The organism is Psychrobacter sp. SWN149 (assembly GCF_015864565.1).
GTDB lineage: Bacteria > Pseudomonadota > Gammaproteobacteria > Pseudomonadales > Moraxellaceae > Psychrobacter.
In genome coordinates this window covers 291458-310675 of sequence record NZ_JADYWX010000002.1, presented here as the reverse complement: position 1 = coordinate 310675, position 19218 = coordinate 291458, and the positions used below count along the sequence as shown (strand labels likewise).

At 44.3% G+C, this 19218-nt stretch carries 17 protein-coding genes; 10 read left to right on the top strand and 7 right to left on the bottom strand.

Annotated elements, in window-relative coordinates; all coding sequences use genetic code 11:
• The first annotated feature begins 1 nt into the window (after window position 1).
• The 4 genes from I6E86_RS04040 (at window position 2) to I6E86_RS04025 (ending at window position 3320) form a co-directional block, all read left to right on the top strand.
• Window positions 2-1207, top strand: a complete 1206-nt coding sequence (locus tag I6E86_RS04040) for a cytochrome b (protein ID WP_194363251.1) — start codon at window positions 2-4, stop codon at window positions 1205-1207.
• Window positions 1207-1923, top strand: coding sequence for a cytochrome c1 (locus I6E86_RS04035; protein WP_197175503.1), 717 nt, complete (start codon window positions 1207-1209; stop codon window positions 1921-1923). The genes I6E86_RS04040 and I6E86_RS04035 overlap by 1 nt, the downstream gene beginning before the upstream one ends.
• Before the next feature lie 195 nt (window positions 1924-2118).
• A complete protein-coding gene (locus I6E86_RS04030; protein ID WP_197175501.1) occupies window positions 2119-2733 on the top strand; it encodes a glutathione S-transferase N-terminal domain-containing protein in 615 nt (204 codons plus the stop codon).
• A 149-nt stretch (window positions 2734-2882) separates the two neighbouring features.
• Window positions 2883-3320: a ClpXP protease specificity-enhancing factor gene (locus I6E86_RS04025; protein ID WP_197175499.1), complete on the top strand. Its 438-nt coding sequence runs from the start codon at window positions 2883-2885 to the stop codon at window positions 3318-3320.
• Between the two features lie 98 nt (window positions 3321-3418).
• Here I6E86_RS04025 and dcd read toward each other — a convergent pair whose 3' ends face one another.
• The 6 genes from dcd to I6E86_RS03995 form a co-directional block, all read right to left on the bottom strand.
• A complete protein-coding gene (gene dcd / locus I6E86_RS04020; protein WP_010199897.1) occupies window positions 3419-3994 on the bottom strand; it encodes a dCTP deaminase in 576 nt (191 codons plus the stop codon).
• Between the two features lie 176 nt (window positions 3995-4170).
• The gene (gene apbC / locus I6E86_RS04015) at window positions 4171-5397 is read right to left on the bottom strand and encodes an iron-sulfur cluster carrier protein ApbC (RefSeq protein ID WP_197175497.1); all 1227 of its coding nucleotides are present in this window, start codon (window positions 5395-5397) and stop codon (window positions 4171-4173) included.
• Between the two features lie 204 nt (window positions 5398-5601).
• Window positions 5602-6402 carry a 3-hydroxybutyrate dehydrogenase gene (locus I6E86_RS04010; RefSeq protein ID WP_197175495.1) on the bottom strand — a complete coding sequence of 267 codons (801 nt, stop codon included), beginning with the start codon at window positions 6400-6402 and terminating at the stop codon, window positions 5602-5604.
• A 156-nt stretch (window positions 6403-6558) separates the two neighbouring features.
• Window positions 6559-7188 carry a 3-oxoacid CoA-transferase subunit B gene (locus tag I6E86_RS04005; protein ID WP_197175493.1) on the bottom strand — a complete coding sequence of 210 codons (630 nt, stop codon included), beginning with the start codon at window positions 7186-7188 and terminating at the stop codon, window positions 6559-6561.
• Window positions 7189-7291: 103 nt separating this feature from the next.
• Entirely contained in the window at window positions 7292-7993 is a 702-nt protein-coding gene (locus I6E86_RS04000) for a CoA transferase subunit A (protein WP_197132185.1), read from the bottom strand.
• Window positions 7994-8248: 255 nt separating this feature from the next.
• Window positions 8249-9589: a short-chain fatty acid transporter gene (locus tag I6E86_RS03995; RefSeq protein ID WP_197175491.1), complete on the bottom strand. Its 1341-nt coding sequence runs from the start codon at window positions 9587-9589 to the stop codon at window positions 8249-8251.
• A 410-nt stretch (window positions 9590-9999) separates the two neighbouring features.
• On the opposite strand from I6E86_RS03995, the gene I6E86_RS03990 reads away from it, so the two are divergent.
• Window positions 10000-11415, top strand: coding sequence for a GntP family permease (locus I6E86_RS03990; RefSeq protein WP_197175489.1), 1416 nt, complete (start codon window positions 10000-10002; stop codon window positions 11413-11415).
• A gap of 486 nt (window positions 11416-11901) precedes the next feature.
• Window positions 11902-13995 carry a methionine--tRNA ligase gene (gene metG, locus I6E86_RS03985; protein ID WP_197175488.1) on the top strand — a complete coding sequence of 698 codons (2094 nt, stop codon included), beginning with the start codon at window positions 11902-11904 and terminating at the stop codon, window positions 13993-13995.
• A 93-nt stretch (window positions 13996-14088) separates the two neighbouring features.
• Here the strand turns inward: metG and I6E86_RS03980 are convergent, their stop codons facing one another.
• Window positions 14089-14490, bottom strand: a complete 402-nt coding sequence (locus tag I6E86_RS03980) for a hypothetical protein (RefSeq protein ID WP_197175487.1) — start codon at window positions 14488-14490, stop codon at window positions 14089-14091.
• 426 nt (window positions 14491-14916) lie between these two features.
• Between I6E86_RS03980 and I6E86_RS03975 the strand changes: the two genes are divergently transcribed.
• From I6E86_RS03975 to I6E86_RS03960, 4 genes are all read left to right on the top strand, one after another.
• Entirely contained in the window at window positions 14917-15957 is a 1041-nt protein-coding gene (locus tag I6E86_RS03975; RefSeq protein WP_197175485.1) for an ABC transporter substrate-binding protein, read from the top strand.
• Between the two features lie 92 nt (window positions 15958-16049).
• Window positions 16050-17075 carry an ABC transporter substrate-binding protein gene (locus tag I6E86_RS03970; RefSeq protein WP_194362963.1) on the top strand — a complete coding sequence of 342 codons (1026 nt, stop codon included), beginning with the start codon at window positions 16050-16052 and terminating at the stop codon, window positions 17073-17075.
• A 356-nt stretch (window positions 17076-17431) separates the two neighbouring features.
• Window positions 17432-18331: an ABC transporter permease gene (locus I6E86_RS03965; protein WP_197175483.1), complete on the top strand. Its 900-nt coding sequence runs from the start codon at window positions 17432-17434 to the stop codon at window positions 18329-18331.
• A 64-nt stretch (window positions 18332-18395) separates the two neighbouring features.
• Complete coding sequence (locus I6E86_RS03960) at window positions 18396-19190, top strand: ABC transporter ATP-binding protein (protein ID WP_197175481.1); 795 nt, start codon at window positions 18396-18398, stop codon at window positions 19188-19190.
• The last annotated feature ends 28 nt before the right edge of the window (window positions 19191-19218 follow it).

Sequence of the window (19218 nt, the reverse complement as noted above, 5' to 3'; positions counted from 1 at the left end):
AATGCACTGGGTGGACGCGCGTTTTCCAGCGACTGAAACCTATGAATACCATATGTCAAAGTACTATGCACCAAAAAACTTTAACTTTTGGTACTTCTTTGGTGTGCTGTCAATGATTGTATTGGTCAACCAATTGGTGACTGGTATATGGTTGACAATGATGTACAACCCAAGCGCTGAAGGGGCCTTTGCCTCTGTTGAATACATCATGCGTGATGTAAAAGGCGGTTGGCTCATCCGATATATGCACTCGACCGGCGCCTCTGCGTTTTTCGTCGTGGTATACCTGCACATGTTTAGAGCTCTGCTTTACGGTTCATACCAAAAACCGCGTGAGCTTATTTGGCTCATCGGTATGGGTATCTACCTAGCGCTGATGGCAGAAGGTTTCTTCGGATACCTCCTACCTTGGGGCAACATGTCATTCTGGGGTGCTCAGGTTATCTTGAACTTACCTGCGGCTCTACCTGTCATTGGTGATGGTCTGGCTGAATGGGTACGTGGTGATTATATTATCTCAGGTATCACGCTAAACCGCTTCTTTGCTCTGCATGTGGTTGCTATTCCGCTCGTACTTGTGGGCTTAGTATTCATGCATATCGTGGCACTGCATCATGTGGGTTCGAACAACCCTGATGGTATCGATATCAAGAAGCTAAAAGACAAAAATGGCGTGCCATTAGATGGTATCGAATTCCACCCGTACTACACTGTGCATGACATGGTTGGTATCGTTGTATTCTTTATCTGTTTCTTTGCAGTGGTATTCTTCTTCCCAGAAGGCGGCGGTTTCTTCCTTGAGCCACCAAACTTTGAGACAGCGAACTCACTGAAAACACCAGCGCATATTGCACCAGTATGGTACTACACACCGTTCTACGCCATCTTACGTGCGGTTCCTGATAAGCTTGGTGGTGTTGTCGCGATGGGTGCTGCTATTGCTGTACTATTCTTGATCCCATGGCTTGATAGATCGCCTGTACGTTCTATACGTTATAAAGGCATCTTGTCTAAGATTGCATTGACTGTGTTCGCTATCAGCTTTGTCGTACTAGGTTACTTGGGTGCAACGCCAACGACGCCGACAGCAACTATCATGGCGCGTGTGTTCACGATTCTATATTTCTTGTTCTTCTTACTGATGCCGTTCTACACTGCCATTGAGAAGTGTAAACAGCCACCAGAACGCGTTACCGGAGGTCACTGATGAGCACGCTAATTAAATCCCTAGCAGGTCTAGGCTTAGGCGCAGCATTGACCTTGACGGCTGGTACGGCATTTGCAGCTGGCGGTCATGGATGTGGTACATTCACCAATGCTGAAGGTGTTGAAGAGCACTTGGCTTGTAGCACTGCCCCTATTGATTTTACCAATAAGGGCTCGCTACAAAACGGCGCGAAAACTTTTATGAACTACTGTGCTGGGTGTCACTCAGCCAAGTACGTTCGTCACTCGCGTATCGCCAAAGACTTAGAGATACCGCCTGAGTTGGTTGAAAAGTATCTGATGGTAACTACCGATCAAATCGGTGATCATATCAATGCTGAGATTGATCCTGAGGTTCAAGCCTCTTGGTTTGGTGCAGCGCCGCCTGATTTATCACTTGAGACACGTTTGCGCGGCGATGACTGGGTATATACTTATCTATTGTCGTTCTATGAAGATCCAAGCCGCCCTTGGGGTGCTAATAACTTAGTACTGGCCAATGCAGCGATGCCTCACGTACTGCATAACATGCAAGAAGAGTTGAGCCAAGAAGAGTTTGAATCTGAGGTTGGTGACTTGGTTAACTTTATGGCGTGGATGGGTGAACCTGCTCGTCACGATCGTCAAGTGATTGGTTTCTTTGTCATTCTGTTCTTATTGGTATTACTCATCCCAGTTTACTTATTGAACAAAGAATTCTGGAAAGATGTTAAGTAAGTAATGGTTAGCAGATAGTTTTGGAAATAAAAAAGGCACTACTTCGGTAGTGCCTTTTTTTATGTGCTGATACTGGCTATATTTATTAAATAAGTTGGAAATAAGTCGCTCAGCGCTAATGTTTACGTACGTTGCCTTGATAATCATGGCAACTTTGTTTACGATGGCAGTCTTCACTCTTAACATTAGGTTTTCATGATTGACGCAAACGATATTCCAAGTAGTCAGCTGATTTTGTACGCTGATGACGGTTACGACAGTCATGTGGTACGCCTATTACTTGAAGAAAAAAAACTTGATTATTATTTGTCACGTTTGCACTCTGAGCGTCCTGAAGATTTGACTGAGCTAAACCCCTATCATACTTTGCCAGTATTACAGCAGCGTGAGATTGCGCTTTATGAGATTAATGTCATTTTTGAGTATCTTGAAGAGCGCTACCATACCAATAAATTGCTCCCTGAGACACCGCAGGAACGTGCACAGTTTCGTCAATTGGCATGGCGCATTCAGCGGGACTGGCTGGTCCTCGGTAAGCGTCTACTCATGCATCCAGACAGCTTTAACAAAGCACAGGCAGTGTTGGCCAAAAAACAGCTGAGTGATTCATTAATTACTTTGTCTCCGCTGTTCGCTCACAAGCCTTATTTTATGGCGGATGAATTTGGTTGGTGTGATGTGCTATTAGCACCGCTATTGTGGCGACTAGACGAGATGGATATCGAGCTACCACGTGCGATTAGCCGTCCGTTGTTTGAATACCAGACAAGAGTGTTTGAGCGCAAGAGCTTTCAAAAAAGCGTGCGTTAATTAGACAAATACAAAAAGCTGTCTTAGAATAAATACCAATCCTAAAATAAGTATAAATAAGACAAAAGTCCGTTTGCATTTATTACGTGATAAATGGCTAAATAAAATAACTTTAATTATTAAATATCATGAGTATAGGAAATCATTAGATGAGCGAAACCACCTCTATTACCCCGACCCGTCCATACATGGTGCGCGCACTCTATGAATGGATAGAAGACAATGCCCTAACGCCATATTTGATGGTGGATGCGACTGCTGACAACGTGCAAATACCCACTGAACACGTACAAGATGGTCGTATCGTACTCAATATTGCCAGTCGTGCGACCGGTAACATGGTTATGGGGAATGAGTATATCAACTTCAGTGCACGCTTTGGTGGTGTCTCACAAGAGATTTGGGTACCGATTACTGCTGTTTTAGGCATCTATGCCAAAGAAAACCAACAGGGCATGTTTTTTGATCCTAACGAGTATGACAATTACGAGCCAGTAGATGATTCATCGCCTATGTCTAACAAGTCTACTGCGCCAGCGCCTAAACCAAAGCGTGATAACAAAGCGGGTCTCAAAGTATTAAAATAACCAAATCTATAAAGCCATCAGCTATAAAAAAAGGCCCGTCATATTAAATAATGACGGGCCTTTTTATGCATTACTCAATGCTTATATCTTTAATACCATTACGTTCGCGGTAGTGTGACACCGCGCTGACCTTGGTATTTACCACCACGATCTTTATAGCTGGTCTCGCAGACATCATCAGCATCGCTTTGGAAAAACAGCATTTGTGCCACGCCTTCGCCCGCATAAATACGTGCTGGTAAATTGGTGGTATTACTAAACTCTAGCGTGACGTGCCCTTCCCATTCAGGCTCAAGCGGCGTCACGTTGACGATAATACCGCAGCGCGCGTAAGTTGATTTACCAAGACAAATGGTCAATACATCACGTGGAATGCGGAAATACTCCATCGTACGAGCGAGTGCGAATGAGTTTGGTGGAATGATGCACTCATCACCAACGATATCGATAAAGCTTTTTTCATCGAAGTTTTTAGGATCAACCACGACTGAATGTACATTGGTAAAAACTTTAAACTCAGGTGCACAGCGCACGTCATAACCATAGCTTGAGGTGCCATAGCTCACCAAACGCTCGCCTGCATCATTGAAACGTACTTGACCGGCTTCAAATGGCTCAATCATGCCATGCTCTTCAGCCATTTTACGAATCCAGCGGTCAGACTTGATAGACATTGTTGTTCCTTAGCAAATATTTAATAGCGACGATTATACGGAAGTGATGGCAAAATTTATAGGGTGAAGGCTGTTTTATCCTACTTGCTTTTTTATCCCACATTGACCTCAGGATATTCAAACAACCATCACCTTATATCATTTTTATTCTTTACAGTTATTGTTATCAATACTCGCTAAAAAATCCGCTTGTCATCAATAGGTTTGGCAAATTTATTGATATTGGCTTCGATATTTTTTGCAATGCTCACATAGTAGCTCGCAAACTCATCATCAGCCAAGACACTTGGTATGCCTTTATCTACTTGTGCACGAATACCACTCGCAAGTGGCAACTGACCCAGTAGTGGCACCTGATACTGCTCAGCGATAAACTCACCGCCGCCAGACCCAAAAATCGCTTCGGTGTGGTTACAGTTGCTACAAGTGTGTAGCGCCATGTTTTCAACCACACCCAGCACCGGGATATTGGTTTTGTTAAACATCTCAATGCCTTTTTGTGCATCCAATAGCGCAACATGCTGCGGTGTCGTGACAACGACAGCACCCGTGACTGGAATACGCTGCGCCAATGTCAGCTGTATATCACCCGTACCGGGTGGCATATCAATCACCAAATAATCTAGCTGCGGCCAGTTAGTTTGATTGTATAGCTGCATCAATGCACCAGTCGCTTTTGGCCCACGCCATGCAACAGGCGTGTTATCACCATCGAGCAAACTACCGATAGAGAGCATTGCCATACCATGCGCATCGACAGGTACGAACTGCTCGTTTTCTAACTGCGGTTTTACGTCAGCAACGCCCAACATCGTAGGCATACTAGGGCCATAAATATCGGCATCTAGCACACCAACACGATTACCAAGTTTTTGTAGTGCCAGTGCGATATTGACTGTCGTTGTCGATTTACCAACACCGCCTTTGCCTGATGCTACCACGATGATATGACGAATACGAGGATGCGCTGCTAATGAGGCTTGTGTTGGTGCTGCTTTAGTGATTGGTGGCTCAGCATCGGTATTGTTAGCACTGCTATCAACGTTCGATGATGGTTTAGATTGAGATGCCATCGCGTCAGTCGTTTTTGGCATTTTCTTTGGTAAGCTTGAACCTGAGCCTTTTTCTGGCGCAGGCAGACGCACATTCATATGAATCGTGGTAATACCATGCGGATGTAGCAACTGTCCTAGCTCCTGTTGGATAGCTTCAGGATTACTATCTTTCGGCAGACGCAAGTCTAACGTGAGTGCATCGCCTTTACGCTCAAGGCCGGTGACCATGGTGGCAATACTGACCGAGTTTATCTCGTAACCCAGCAATACCTTATCGACAGCGCTGTCTCGTTCCGCTTGCAACTGCGGCGTTTCTTCTGTGGGCTTTTTTTTCATAAAATTAAACATAGCGACTATTGTTGCCTATACAAGTGGATAGGTGTGGCAAACTGCTTAAGGCATATCGCAGCATATCTAACACATGCTGGTGGTGAGCCGATAGAGCCATTTAGCCAAACCTTTTATCGTGCTAGTGTAGCTGAATTGAACGCATAAAAAAACCACAACGCCAGTAGGTCTGACTTTGTGGTTTTTAGCATTTACATATATCGCTTAATTCATAAACCAACCATGACTGGCAACGATAGACTGTCCGGTAAATACGTTGGTTGGGAAAGCGGCTAAAAATAGTGCCAATTGGGCAATGTCTTCCACCGTGGTAAATTCTTTATCTACTGTGTTCACCAGCATGATATCGTTGATCACTGACTCTTCACTGATGCCTTTTTCAGCCGCTTGCTCGGGAATTTGTTTTTCGACCAATGGCGTTTTGACAAACCCTGGACAAATCACATGCGAGCGTACCTTGTGTGCTGCACCCTCTTTGGCGAGTACGCGGCACAAGCCTAGCAGTCCATGCTTGGCAGTCACATAAGGCGCTTTATATAGTGAGGCCTCATGCGAATGAGCTGACCCCATATAAATGACGGTGCCGCCCTTGTCGCCTTTATACATGTGCCCAATCGCAGCTTTAGTGGTCAAAAATGCACCATCCAAGTGGATATCAAGCATTTTTTTCCAATCGCTAAACGCCATCTTATCAATAGGGTCAATGATCTGAATACCGGCATTGGAGACCAAAATATCAATACCACCAAAGGTATCGACTAGCTGCTGTACGCCTTGGTTTACGGCATCTTCTGAGGTAACATCCATGGCAATCGCGAGAGCACGTCCACCAGCAGCTTCAATAGCATCAACGGTTTTTTGTGCCGCTTCTAGGTTAATATCTGCAATACCAACCGCTGCACCTGCTTTTGCATAAGTCTCAGCGATGTCACGTCCGATACCACTTGCAGAGCCAGTGACTAATGCTACTTTGCCTGTCAAATCTTGTTGTAATTGGGTCGCCATACATATTCCTTATAATGGTCTAAAATATTGTTAGTTTTTATAAAAATAGAACTGAATGAATACGCCACTATAATTATAGTGGCGTATTTATCTGAAGGATGGAGCTCATTAATGTTAAGACAATCACATTACAGTAAAGAGCTTACTGTACAAAGTTTACTGGATAATGTTTACTGGCGTTTTTTCTTGTAACTCTTTAAAGCTCACACCCTCTGCTAACTCAACCAATTTTAACCCGTTATCAGTAACGTCTAATACGGCAAGCTCGGTGATGATACGATCAACCACGCCTTTGCCTGTCAATGGTAGCTCGCAATTGGCCAGAATTTTTGGGTCGCCGTGTTTATTGACTTGTTCCATTAGGACAATCACGCGCTGTACGCCTGCAACCAAATCCATCGCACCGCCCATACCTTTGACCATCTTTTTAGGAATCATCCAGTTGGCTAAATCACCATTTTCTGATACTTCCATTGCACCCAATATTGCCAAGTTGACGTGGCCACCACGAATCATCGCAAAAGACTCTGAACTGCTAAAGTAACTGGAGCCTGGCGCTGCTGTGACCGTTTGCTTGCCAGCATTAATCAAGTCAGCATCGACGTTTTCTGCTGTTGGAAACTCGCCAATCCCTAGTAAGCCGTTCTCTGATTGTAACCACACATCCACGCCTTCAGGAATATAGTTAGCGACCAACGTTGGTAGACCAATGCCTAAATTTACGTAATAGCCGTCTTGTAGTTCCTGTGCAGCGCGTTGCGCCATTTGCTCTCTTGTCCATGCCATGCTGATTTCCTTATTTTTTACGATATTCTATTTTTACTTATCTAAACGATGAGCTATCTAAACTGTCATAAATATAAAAACTGATTATTAGTTTCAAACACAATTAAGCTTTAGTCGTGGTTTTTTCGATACGTTTTTCAGGGCTATTATTCAATACAATACGTTGAACAAAGATACCCGGTAGATGTACTTCATCTGGATCAAAGGTGCCTGTCTCAACGATTTCTTCGACTTCGACGATGGTGATTTTACCGGCCATTGCACAGTCTGGATTGAAGTTACGAGCAGTTTTGTTAAAGATTAGATTGCCCGCTTTATCTGCTTTTTGTGCTTTGATTAAGGCGACATCAGCACGTAGTGTATGCTCTAACACATAAGTACGCCCATCAAAATCACGCGTCTCTTTACCTTCAGCGACCAACGTACCTACACCTGTTGCAGTATAAAACGCAGGAATACCTGCACCACCTGAGCGCAATTTTTCAGCCAAGGTTCCTTGTGGCGTCAACTCAACTTCTAACTCACCAGCCAAATATTGACGCTCAAATTCTTTGTTTTCACCGACGTATGATGAAATCATTTTTTTGATTTGGCGAGTCTGTAGTAACAGCCCAAGACCGAAGTCATCCACGCCTGCGTTATTACTGATACAGGTCAAGCCTTTAACCTTGCTATCACGCAATGCTTCGATTAACGATTCTGGAATACCGCATAGACCAAAACCGCCGATAGCAAGTGTTTGCCCGTCAGTTACGACGCCTTTTAGCGCCTCTTCAGCACTACTATATATTTTTGATTGACTCATACTTGTCTCCTATGACTGTTATTTATATTTTTAATCCGTGCATAAACTACTGCTGAATTAAGTATTTCAATTATCCGTTTGCTTGTTACTTTTAACAAAACCTAACAACGAAAACTCATCATGCTTATTTTTCTTTTGAACGTTATAACCTTGTATAGTCGATTCCATTTAAAAATAGTACAAGGCAACCGAGTGTAGATGTATATTAAATACTTCAAGCGAGGTTAACGCAGTAATACTTCTATAGTGGAATGACTATACCAATAGCCAAAACACGCTCATGATAATAGCACCCGATACTGCCAGTACAATCAGGCAGTAGCCCATGATGGCTCGCGCATCCAAACCTGCGATACCTAGTAATGGCAAGGCCCAAAACGGCTGAATCATGTTGGTCCACGCATCACCCCATGCAATTGCCATGGCAGTAACGGCTGGATTGACACCCAACTCAATGCCAGCTGGAATCATAACAGGACCCTGTACGGCAAACTGCCCACCGCCTGATGGTACAAAGACATTGACCAAACCTGCACTTAAAAATGCAAAGATCGGGAAGCTATCTGCAGAAGCTGAATTGACAAAAAACTCCGTAACCTGCGTACTGATAGAGATACCATCAGCGTTTGCACCGGTCATGATGCCCATGATACCGCCGTAGAACGGGAACAATAACACAATACCTGTGATGCCACCGATGCCTGAGTGTACGGCGCGATAATAACGCTCTAACGTGCCATGCGATAGCAAACCTATGAATAAGAATAGCCCAATGACGATGTTTAGCCCTAGGTTAAAACCGTTACTACCAAACTCGCTGATATAGTACATCAATGCTAAGGCCAATAAGATGACAGCGATAATACGGCTATCATCTAGCTTTTGTGCCGGCGTGTCTCTTTGGGGCGCGACGTAGACCTCTTCTTTGATCAGCTTAGGATCGATGACGGTAGGATTTTTTGGATGCATAAAGCGATTGACGAGGGGCAAAATGACAATAAGCAGACCCACTAGCAGTAAGTTATAACCTGCAAATACCGTCTGTGACAGAGGCACCGCTTCCGTCATGGTATTGCCTGATAACGTCAACAGTGTCTCACCGCCAGAGCTGAGCGTCAGTGGTATCGAACCTGAAAAACCGCCATGCCAAATCACGAAACCTGAATACGCGGCAGCGACCAATAGCGGATAGTCGACGTTGGCCACTTTTTTTGCCAAGGCTTTGGCAAAGATAGCCCCGATGATCAGACCGAAACCCCAGTTTATCCATGAACCAACCAATCCCACCAAGGTTGATACGATAATGGCGGTCGTAGGAGAGTGAACACGACTAGCCAGATTGTCCAATAAGCGTTGAATGAATGGCGCACTGGCAAAGGCATAGCCTGTCACTAAAACCAATGCCATTTGCATGGCAAAGCTATGCAGTGACCACAGTCCATTGCCCCAATGCCCTGCCATCGCAATCATATCTTGGCCAGTAATTGCCAGTCCTACAGCAAATGCAATGAGGGTCAATACGATCGAAAACACGAATGGGGATGGTAGATAGCGGTTGACTAACTGTACGCTCGCATTAGTGATGGCACTAAACATATTCACATTCCTTGTAAATTTGATGTTTGGTTTTAAAAGTTAGTGTTAGAGCTTTATTGAATGATTGTCATATTTTAGAATAATTACTGTTTACTGCACCTAATAGATAGCAAGCATTATATTTTACATTATTATCCATAACAATACATTTTATCTCGCTATATCATGCGTGAAACAGTTGTGATAACTTAACATATTATTTTCGTAGCGACTAGAAAATAACAAGCAGCTCATGCGAGTCAACACCCTGCACCCTATAGGTCGACAGAATATTGATAACCAACAGCATATTAGTCTGGAATTATGTTTAGTAAAACAGACGAAATAGGCTGATTTTGATTAATTTAATTGACCTATATTGATAAGCACGGCATACTCGCTGCCTTAATTTTTTGCCAAGGAGGGCCGTCATGTTTAGTACACTTGCTATTGTCATTACCCTATTATTACTGATGTTCTTTGCTTATCGCGGTTATTCTGTGCTGATCCTAGCACCGATTATGGCGACATTAGCAGTCTTACTGTCAGGTGACTTCTTAAGTACCATTCCCGCCTATACCGATGTCTTTATGGGCGCGTTAAGTGGATTCTTACTCAAATTCTTCCCAATCTTCTTGCTGGGCGCCCTATTTGGACGCTTAATGGCAGACTCTGGCGCAGCAACCGCCATTGCCAATACCGTCGTCGAAAAACTCGGTGCCAGCAAAGCCATCCTTGCGGTGATTTTGGTCTGTGCTATTTTGACCTATGGCGGCGTATCGTTGTTCGTTGTGGCTTTTGCTATCTATCCAATCGCCAAAGACTTGTTTAGAGCTGCAGATATCCCAAAACGTTTGATTCCAGCAGCGATTGCTCTAGGGTCATTTACGTTTACGATGACTGCCCTACCAGGCACGCCAGCCATTCAGAATGCTATTCCAATTCCTTACTACAACACCAACGTATTTGCCGCCCCTATCTTGGGTATTATCGGTGGTACGATTATGTTTATTTGTGGTTGGATGTGGTTACAATCACGCGCCAGAAAAGCCAATGCAGCGGGCGAAGGCTATGGTCAGCATGACGAAGAGGATGTGGGCGGTCTTGGTGCAGCCACACAGCAAGCTGAAGCATTAAACACGCATCACACCTCGTTTACCATTGCAATGATTCCACTCGTATTGGTCATTGGCTTAAACGCTTTGTTGACCTATGTGGTTTTCCCGTCGATAGATTTTAGTAGTCTACAGACACAGTTTCCTGACTTAAATATCGCAGGCTCACTCGGATTATGGTCAATTATTATCTCATTGGTCGTGGCTTGTGTGGTGTTGATTCTGCTACGTATTGGTCATTGGAATAATCTACAAAAAACCATTAACCGTGGTACTTATGATTCTATGTTGCCGATTTTTAATACCGCATCAGAAGTGGGTTACGGTGCGGTTATCGCATCGCTAGCAGGCTTTCTTATCATTCGTGACAGTATCCTAAACTTAACCCCTGACAACCCTTTGATATCAGAAGCGGTCGCGATGACCACGCTGGCTGGTATCACAGGCTCATCCTCTGGTGGTTTGAGTATTGCACTGTCGACTTTGGGTGAGGACTATCTCAGAATGGCAGTCAATGCTGGTATCGACCCTGAGCTGATGCACCGCGTGGCCGTCATGGCAGCGGGTGGTCTTGATACGCTACCGCATAGTGGTGCGGTCATCACCCTACTCGCTATTTGCGGATTAACACACAAGCAATCTTATTTAAACTTGGCCATGGTGACGATGGTTATTCCATTGGTCGCTGTGACAGTGGTCATTATTTTGGGTACGATGTTTGGCTCGTTCTAACGCACACGCAATATCCAAGCATTACTTTTAATATTAAAATAAAAACCCCACTCAGTGAACTGAGTGGGGTTTTTTACCGGCGCATTTTTATTATAAGTCCCTGACCTAGGGCGTGTCATCAATTAGATTGTGAGGCTTAAAATGAGAAAAATTGTAGATAAACAAGGAAGAAATTGCCGTTAATATGAACATATTGACAAAATTACTGACGATGTTTAGCAAAATTTAGCCATTTTAAGGCCACTAAATGCGTTAATGTGCTAATTGATGACACGCCCTAAGTAGAGCTTGCCAAAAAGTGCGTGGTCAACGCCTGTGCTGACAGAGTTAATTACCAAGCAATGGCACAAATTTGGCTGAATTACGGTATCATAGACACCATTTTTAATTTTCATAATATTTAGACTTTATAATAGTGCATCTGCCAACAACAGCTGATGGCTTAAAGCCTGTTATAACCAACCCGTTCATATAAAAATATAGGTGATGAAAGTGCGTGAGATTTTAGTAACCAGTGCCTTGCCCTACGCCAACGGCTACATTCATTTGGGGCATCTTGTAGAATACATCCAAACTGATATTTGGGTACGTGCGATGAAGGCGCAAGGCCATCAGGTCACTTACGTCTGCGCCGATGATGCTCATGGCACCGCCATCATGCTAAAGGCCCAAGATAACGGCATCACACCAGAAGAGCAAATCGCCACAGTGAAAGCCTCACATGAGGCCGATTTTGCTAAGTTCTTGATTAATTTTGATAACTATCATTCTACCCATTCAGAAGAAAACAAAGAGTTTTCTGAGCTGATTTATCGTCGTTTAAGCAGTGCAGGTCATATTAGTACCAAAGACGTTGAGCAGTTATTCGATCCTGAAAAGCAATTGTTTCTAGCCGATCGATTTGTCAAAGGCACCTGTCCTGAATGTGGATCAGCCGACCAATACGGCGACAACTGTGAAGTATGCGGCACCACATACAATGCCACCGAACTTAAAAACCCACAGTCTACGCTGTCTGGTGCAACGCCTGTACTCAAAACCTCTAAGCATTATTTCTTTAATTTGCCAGAGTTTGAGCAGTTCTTGAAAGACTGGACACGCAGCGATAACCGTTTGCAAACGTCGGTCGCCAATAAATTGCAAGAGTGGTTTGAAGCAGGTTTGGCGACTTGGGACATCTCACGTGATGCACCCTATTTTGGTTTCCAAATTCCAGACACCCCAAGCGATGAGCCAGACAAGTATTTTTATGTGTGGCTAGATGCGCCAGTCGGCTACATGGCAAGCTTTAAAAACCTATGTGATAAGCGTGCAGGTACTGATAACGCGCTTGATTTTGACCGTTATTGGATGCAGGAAAACGAGCACAAAACTGAGGTTTATCACTTCATTGGCAAAGACATCGTTTACTTCCATGCCCTATTTTGGCCAGCGATGCTAGCTGGTAGCGAATTACGTACGCCGACTGGCGTCTTTGCCCACGGCTTCTTGATGGTCAATGGCGAAAAAATGAGTAAGTCACGCGGCACTTTTATTAAGGCCGAAACGTATGCTGAGCATTTGCATCCTGAATACCTGCGTTATTACTTCGCCAGCAAACTGTCTGACAAAGTCGAAGATATTAATCTAGATTTAGAAGACTTTATGCAAAAGGTCAACTCTGACTTGGTTGGTAAAGTCGTCAATATCGCCAGTCGTAGTGCTGGGTTCTTGGTTAAGAAGTACGACGGTATGCTGTCAGAGATTTGTGTCGAGTCAGAGCTATTAGAAGACATTACCAAAACGGGCGATGAGATTGCTGCTGCTTATGAGAATCGTGAATTCTCACGTGCTATGCGTTTAATCATGCAATGTGCGGACAAAGCCAACGAATATATCGATGCCAAAAAACCATGGTCACTCGCGAAATTAGAGGGCACTGAACAAGAAGTTCAAGACGTCTGCTCGGTCGCGATTAACATCTTCCGTCAGTTGATGGTGTATCTAGCACCTGTATTGCCTGAGCTGACTAATAATGCCAAAGCATTCTTAAACATTGACAGCTTAGACTTCGCTAGCCGTAACCAGTGGTTACTTGGTCATAAAATCAATAAGTTCAAACCACTGATGCAACGTATCGAAGAAAAAGATATTGAAGCCATGGTAGAAGACTCAAAAGCCTCTCTCGCACCAGTAGACGCGCCAGCGCCAACTGCTATCACAAACAACAAGCCAGCAGCGAAAGATACTGACGCCGATGCTGAACAAGCTGACTATATTGGTATCGAAGACTTTGCCAAAGTTGAGATGAAAGTGGCTCACGTTTTAGAGTGTAACCATGTAGAAGGTGCTGATAAGCTACTACAGTTCACCTTAGATGTAGGCGAAGCACAAACACGCAATGTGTTTAGCGGTATTCGCAAGTTCTATGAGCCTGAGCAATTGGTCAATAAGAAAGTCATTTGTGTTACCAACCTTGCCCCGCGTAAGATGAAATTTGGTATATCAGAAGGCATGGTACTATCAACTGGCGATCCGAAGACCAGCTTAACTGTCGTTACCTTGCCAGATGCTTGTGTTGTTGGCGACGTACTAGCATAACGGTTATTTTTAGTAGTAAAGAATAAAAAAGATGCCCTAGTGGCATCTTTTTTATGGTTGATTTATGCAATAGTTAAAAATCGAATCTTATATTTATCTGGTTAAAACATCGATAATCTGCAACGTATCATTAATCACTGTCACAATGTTATTTTCTGGCGTGCGAATACGAACGTAACGGTCATCATAACGGTCTAAAACGACAGAACGATCATAGTCCCTTCTATCAATCTTGCCGACTACTCTATAACCATACTTATCAAGATTACGCTTAAACGAGGCATTAGGGCTAGCATTGCGATAAGCGTTGATATTAGGATGGGCGTCGCCACTATGCTTATAATCTTTACTAATATGAGCAGAGTTGCCCTTGGCATTTCCATGTCCGTTACCGTTACCGTTACCGTGATTGTCTTTTGCCATAGCAGGCAAGCAAACCAATGAAGTAGCCGTGATACCAGCAATGGCTAATAACTTAAGATTAGCAGTATTCATAATATTATCCTTAAAGTATTCATTCGAAAAAATCAGATAAATAGTAGAGTGTGTTGTACATTCACTATGTCAGCATAATGATTATATGACCTCTAGACTCATTATGATTCTCGTATGAAAATTAGCTTACGTTAATTATGAAGGCAGTCCGTAATAGATGCGTTGCTAGCTTGTAAGATTTTTGATGGTGATTTTACTGAATAAGATAGCCAACATACTCCTTATTAGCACCTATGACGAACACGACTGAATTTTTTATTGCGATAAGTTACATTGCTGTCATAATATAGCCATAATGATCAAGGAATCGATCGCCTCGAAGTTAGCCTACTATCGCAGATTTGACATCACAGAACTGACATTACAGGACTGATATTGCTGTCATTCGGCTGACCTGCACTCTCTAACCTATGAGCCAGACTAATAATGACCATTGCTTCTACTATACGCCTAAGCTTATGCAGCATTGCCATCAGTACGCTTGGCCTAATCGGCTGCTCAAGCGCTGACGATACGGCAACCACTGATAACACGGCAACAACCGATAAACCAGCCAAAACGCTGGCCATCACACAGATTGTTGAGCATCCCTCACTAGATGACATGCGCCGCGGCATCATTGATGAGTTGGCAGACAATGGGTATATCGAAGGCCAAAATCTGACCATTAACTTCCAAAGCGCACAGGGTAACACCGCAACCGCTGGACAAATCGCCAAGCAGTTTGCTGGAGACAATCCAGATGCTATCGTGGCCATATCTACCCCATCAGCACAATCCGTTGTGGCGTCGACCACGAGTGTGCCGATTGTATATACAGCGGTTTCAGATCCACTCGCAGCCAAGCTCATCAATGCAGATGGCACCCCCTTTCAAGCTAACTTGACGGGATTGTCGAGCCAGTTGCCTTTAGAGCCACAAATTGACTTGCTACAACAAATCAAGCCAAATGCCAAAACCATCGGTTATGTGTATAGCCCTGGTGAAGCCAACTCAGTAGCCCTGCGTGACAGGCTAAAAGAGATGTTGCCAACGCGTGGCTTGTCTATTTTAGACATACCTGCCAATCGCCCAACCGATATCGGTATGGCAACGCGCAGTCTACAAGGGCGCGCTGATATCATCTATACCTCAATGGACAATAACGTGGCCTCTGCGTTTGAAGCCATGACACAAGCGGCAAATGAGCTAAAAATGCCGATTGTGGCCTCTGATGAGTTTAGTGTGCAACGCGGGGCGACGGCTGCTTTAGGCGTTAATGACTATGACTTCGGTCGCAAGACCGGCAAAATGGTTTATAGAATTTTAAATGGCGAGGCTGTCAGCACCATCAAGCCTGAGATCATGAATGACTTAACGTTATATGTCAGCCCTAAACATGCCAAAGCACAAGGCGTTAGCCTATCAGCAGAGATGATGAAAAACGCTGTTGATGTGGATACCAAAGCAAAAACCGATAACAAGTAACCCGCAATAAGAGCAACAACCAGCAGTAAACGCTTAATAAGCACGTTAACTATTTATGTATGGACACATTATTATTTTTAGGAGTAACACCCATGTTGTATCAGAATCGTTTTGCTAAAGCCTTACTATGGGGCGGTGTTTGTACCGCTATTTTGACCGGTTGTAGCCAGTCAGCAGAAGACACCACGGCCAATGATGGCGCGGCCACTGCCGATGCGGCAACCGCTATGAAAACCGTTGCTATTACGGCCATCGTTGAGCATCCAGCTCTTGATGACGTGCGTAAAGGGGTGATTGAAGAGCTTGCTGAAGCAGGTTTTACAGAAGGTGAAAACTTAACCGTTAACTTCCAAAGTGCACAGGGTAACACCGCAACCGCGGGTCAGATTGCCAAGCAATTTGTCGCAGACAACTCAGATGTCATCGTTGCCATTGGTACGCCATCAGCACAATCGGTTGCAGCAGCCACCAGCACCATTCCTTTGGTATTCTCTGCGGTGACTGACCCAGTAGAAGCCAAACTGGTCTCTAAGCTTGATGGTTCTGGCACCAATGTGACTGGCGGTTCTGATGCGCTCCCTTATGAGCCACAAATTGAATTGATGCGCCAAATTATTCCAAGCTTGAAAAATGTGGGTTATGTGTATAGCCCAGGTGAAGTGAACTCAACTATCATCCTAAAAAATCTAAAAGAAAAACTGACCCCGATGGGCATCACGGTACACGAAGCACCAGCTCAGCGCAGTACTGATATTGCCATGGCAGCACGTAGCTTAGCTGGCAAGGTTGATATGATTTACACGTCAACCGATAATAACGTGGTATCTGCTTACGAGTCGCTGTTCCAAGTTGCCAAAGAAAGCAAAATCCCACTGGTTGCTTCAGACACCAGCTCTGTTGCACGTGGTGCCATTGCTGCACTAGGTGTTGATTATTATGCACTTGGCCGCGAAACCGGTAAAATTGTAGTGCGTATTTTGAACGGTGAAAAAGCAGGCGATATCCCTGTTTATACCCCGCAAGCACTTGATTTGTACGTCAGTCCAAAAAATGCCAAATTAGAAGGCATCACATTGCCACAAGCGGTTATCGATAAAGCAAAAGAAGTGGTAGAATAGCGCCCTCTGAATATAAGCCGCAGGTTAAACAATTATATTAATGGTTTAATCCTAGATTGTTGCTGATATTTACTGCTATTATTTCAATATAAAAATGACCCAGCTACTGGTATATGAGCTGGGTTATTTTTAATGTGATATAAGCATTAAAACCGAATTTCGAACCAAGGTATTTTATGCTCATTCCTCATAGGAAGATGTTTTGGTTTACCCTAACCGCAGATTGCTTAATCTGTTAAATTCACCGCTTAGCCGTTTGGGTTATATAGGCCTATAGATAGCAGGGTTCAGACCTTTGCTACTGTTCGCTTGTGATAATAATCGCTAAACGCTTGATGATAACCGACTAATATCTTATGTCCTTAATTGCTTTTTTTGGTGCACTCGAGAGTGGCTTGATTTACGGCCTAGTAGCACTTGGCGTGCTCATCTCATTCCGAACGCTCGACTTTCCAGACTTGACCGCTGACGGCAGTTTTCCGCTGGGTGGCGCGGTCGCCGGTATCTCTATTGTAGCAGGGGTTAACCCTTGGCTAGCCTGTGCCTTTGGTATGCTTGCAGGTGCGGTTGCTGGTATTGTGACCGCATGGCTGCATGTCAAGCTTGGCATTTTGCAGCTATTGGCCAGTATTTTGGTCATGGTAGCATTGTATTCTGTCAACCTGCGTATTATGGGCGCGCCAAACTTACCGCTACTGGGTGAGACCACAGTATTTAGTAGTTTGGTGACTGACACCAATGGCTATTGGATGCGCTGCTTAATCATTGGGGTTGTCATTATTGCCGCAAAGCTATTGCTAGACTGGTTTTATAATACTGAAACTGGCCTTTCCATGCGCGCCACTGGCTCTAACTTGCGTATGGCGCAGGCACAAGGCATCAACACCTCATGGATGACCATCATCGGTATGGCTGTCTCTAATGGTTTGATTGCGCTCGCAGGGGCGCTATTTGTCCAGACCCAAGGCGGTGCAGACATCTCTATCGGTATCGGTACGATCGTCATTGGTCTAGCAGCTGTCATCATTGGTGAGACCATCATCCCTGCCAAGCGTATTTGGCTGATTACTTTTGCCGTTATTATCGGTGCGGTATTGTATAAATTGTTTATTCAAGTGGCATTATCAAGCGACACCCTGCGCAGCATTGGTTTTGGCCCGCAGGATTTGAACTTGATTACCGCACTTCTTGTGGTATTGGCCTTGGTATTGCCAAAAGCGAAAACCAAGTTTTTATCTCGTAAAGTGCGTGCCTAATGACAACTACAGCAAGTATTTATACGCCTTGCGACGCTTGATAAGACAATAAGGAATAACGATTATGATGCAAGCCACAGATTTACGGTTGACCTTTAACCCAGGCACGCCAATCGAAAACCCTGCGCTGCGTGGTATTGACCTTAATATCGCGGACGGTGAATTTGTCACCGTGATTGGTACCAATGGTGCAGGCAAGTCGACTTTTTTAAATGCGGTAAGTGGTACGACACGTGTTGATAGCGGCTCAATTCTACTCAATGGTATTGATGTCACCAAAAAAACGGCGCACCAGCGTGCTCATTGGGTCGCTCGTGTGTTTCAAGACCCAATGGCTGGGACTTGTGAAGCGTTGACCATCGAAGAAAACATGGCGCTGGCATACAAGCGCGGCGGTAAACGTGGTTTAAGCTTTGCCCTAAACCCGAATAACCGAGACTTGTTTAGAGAGAAACTCTCAGTCTTAAAGCTTGGACTAGAGAATCGCCTAACTGACCGTATGGGTTTGCTATCTGGTGGCCAACGTCAAGCGGTCAGTCTGCTCATGGCTTCACTGCAGCCATCTAAGATTTTATTGCTTGATGAGCATACAGCCGCCCTTGATCCAAAGACAGCAGCGTTTGTCTTAGAATTGACCGATAAGATTGTCACGGACAATAAGTTGACCACGATGATGGTCACACATTCTATGCAACAAGCATTGGCACATGGTACTCGTACCGTGATGCTGCACCAAGGTCAAGTGGTACTCGATGTGTCAGGCGATAAACGTCAAGGCATGACTGTGCATGACTTGCTCGATATGTTTGAGCAGACGCGTGGTGAAAAAGTTGAAGATGATAGCTTGATTTTAAGCTAACCTGTCAGACATTACAGTATTTAACAAC

What these genes read in the sequence shown, in the direction of transcription:
- apbC (WP_197175497.1), bottom strand. Translation starts at nt 5,397, where the DNA reads ATGTTTAATTTTATGAAAAAAAAGCCCACAGAAGAAACGCCGCAGTTG.
- metG (WP_197175488.1), top strand. Translation starts at nt 11,902, where the DNA reads ATGAAAGTGCGTGAGATTTTAGTAACCAGTGCCTTGCCCTACGCCAAC.
- I6E86_RS03965 (WP_197175483.1), top strand. Translation starts at nt 17,432, where the DNA reads ATGTCCTTAATTGCTTTTTTTGGTGCACTCGAGAGTGGCTTGATTTAC.
- I6E86_RS03990 (WP_197175489.1), top strand. Translation starts at nt 10,000, where the DNA reads ATGTTTAGTACACTTGCTATTGTCATTACCCTATTATTACTGATGTTC.
- I6E86_RS03995 (WP_197175491.1), bottom strand. Translation starts at nt 9,589, where the DNA reads ATGTTTAGTGCCATCACTAATGCGAGCGTACAGTTAGTCAACCGCTAT.
- dcd (WP_010199897.1), bottom strand. Translation starts at nt 3,994, where the DNA reads ATGTCTATCAAGTCTGACCGCTGGATTCGTAAAATGGCTGAAGAGCAT.
- I6E86_RS03980 (WP_197175487.1), bottom strand. Translation starts at nt 14,490, where the DNA reads ATGAATACTGCTAATCTTAAGTTATTAGCCATTGCTGGTATCACGGCT.
- I6E86_RS04005 (WP_197175493.1), bottom strand. Translation starts at nt 7,188, where the DNA reads ATGGCATGGACAAGAGAGCAAATGGCGCAACGCGCTGCACAGGAACTA.
- I6E86_RS04035 (WP_197175503.1), top strand. Translation starts at nt 1,207, where the DNA reads ATGAGCACGCTAATTAAATCCCTAGCAGGTCTAGGCTTAGGCGCAGCA.
- I6E86_RS03970 (WP_194362963.1), top strand. Translation starts at nt 16,050, where the DNA reads ATGTTGTATCAGAATCGTTTTGCTAAAGCCTTACTATGGGGCGGTGTT.
- I6E86_RS04010 (WP_197175495.1), bottom strand. Translation starts at nt 6,402, where the DNA reads ATGGCGACCCAATTACAACAAGATTTGACAGGCAAAGTAGCATTAGTC.
- I6E86_RS03975 (WP_197175485.1), top strand. Translation starts at nt 14,917, where the DNA reads ATGACCATTGCTTCTACTATACGCCTAAGCTTATGCAGCATTGCCATC.
- I6E86_RS03960 (WP_197175481.1), top strand. Translation starts at nt 18,396, where the DNA reads ATGATGCAAGCCACAGATTTACGGTTGACCTTTAACCCAGGCACGCCA.
- I6E86_RS04040 (WP_194363251.1), top strand. Translation starts at nt 2, where the DNA reads ATGCACTGGGTGGACGCGCGTTTTCCAGCGACTGAAACCTATGAATAC.
- I6E86_RS04025 (WP_197175499.1), top strand. Translation starts at nt 2,883, where the DNA reads ATGAGCGAAACCACCTCTATTACCCCGACCCGTCCATACATGGTGCGC.
- I6E86_RS04030 (WP_197175501.1), top strand. Translation starts at nt 2,119, where the DNA reads ATGATTGACGCAAACGATATTCCAAGTAGTCAGCTGATTTTGTACGCT.
- I6E86_RS04000 (WP_197132185.1), bottom strand. Translation starts at nt 7,993, where the DNA reads ATGAGTCAATCAAAAATATATAGTAGTGCTGAAGAGGCGCTAAAAGGC.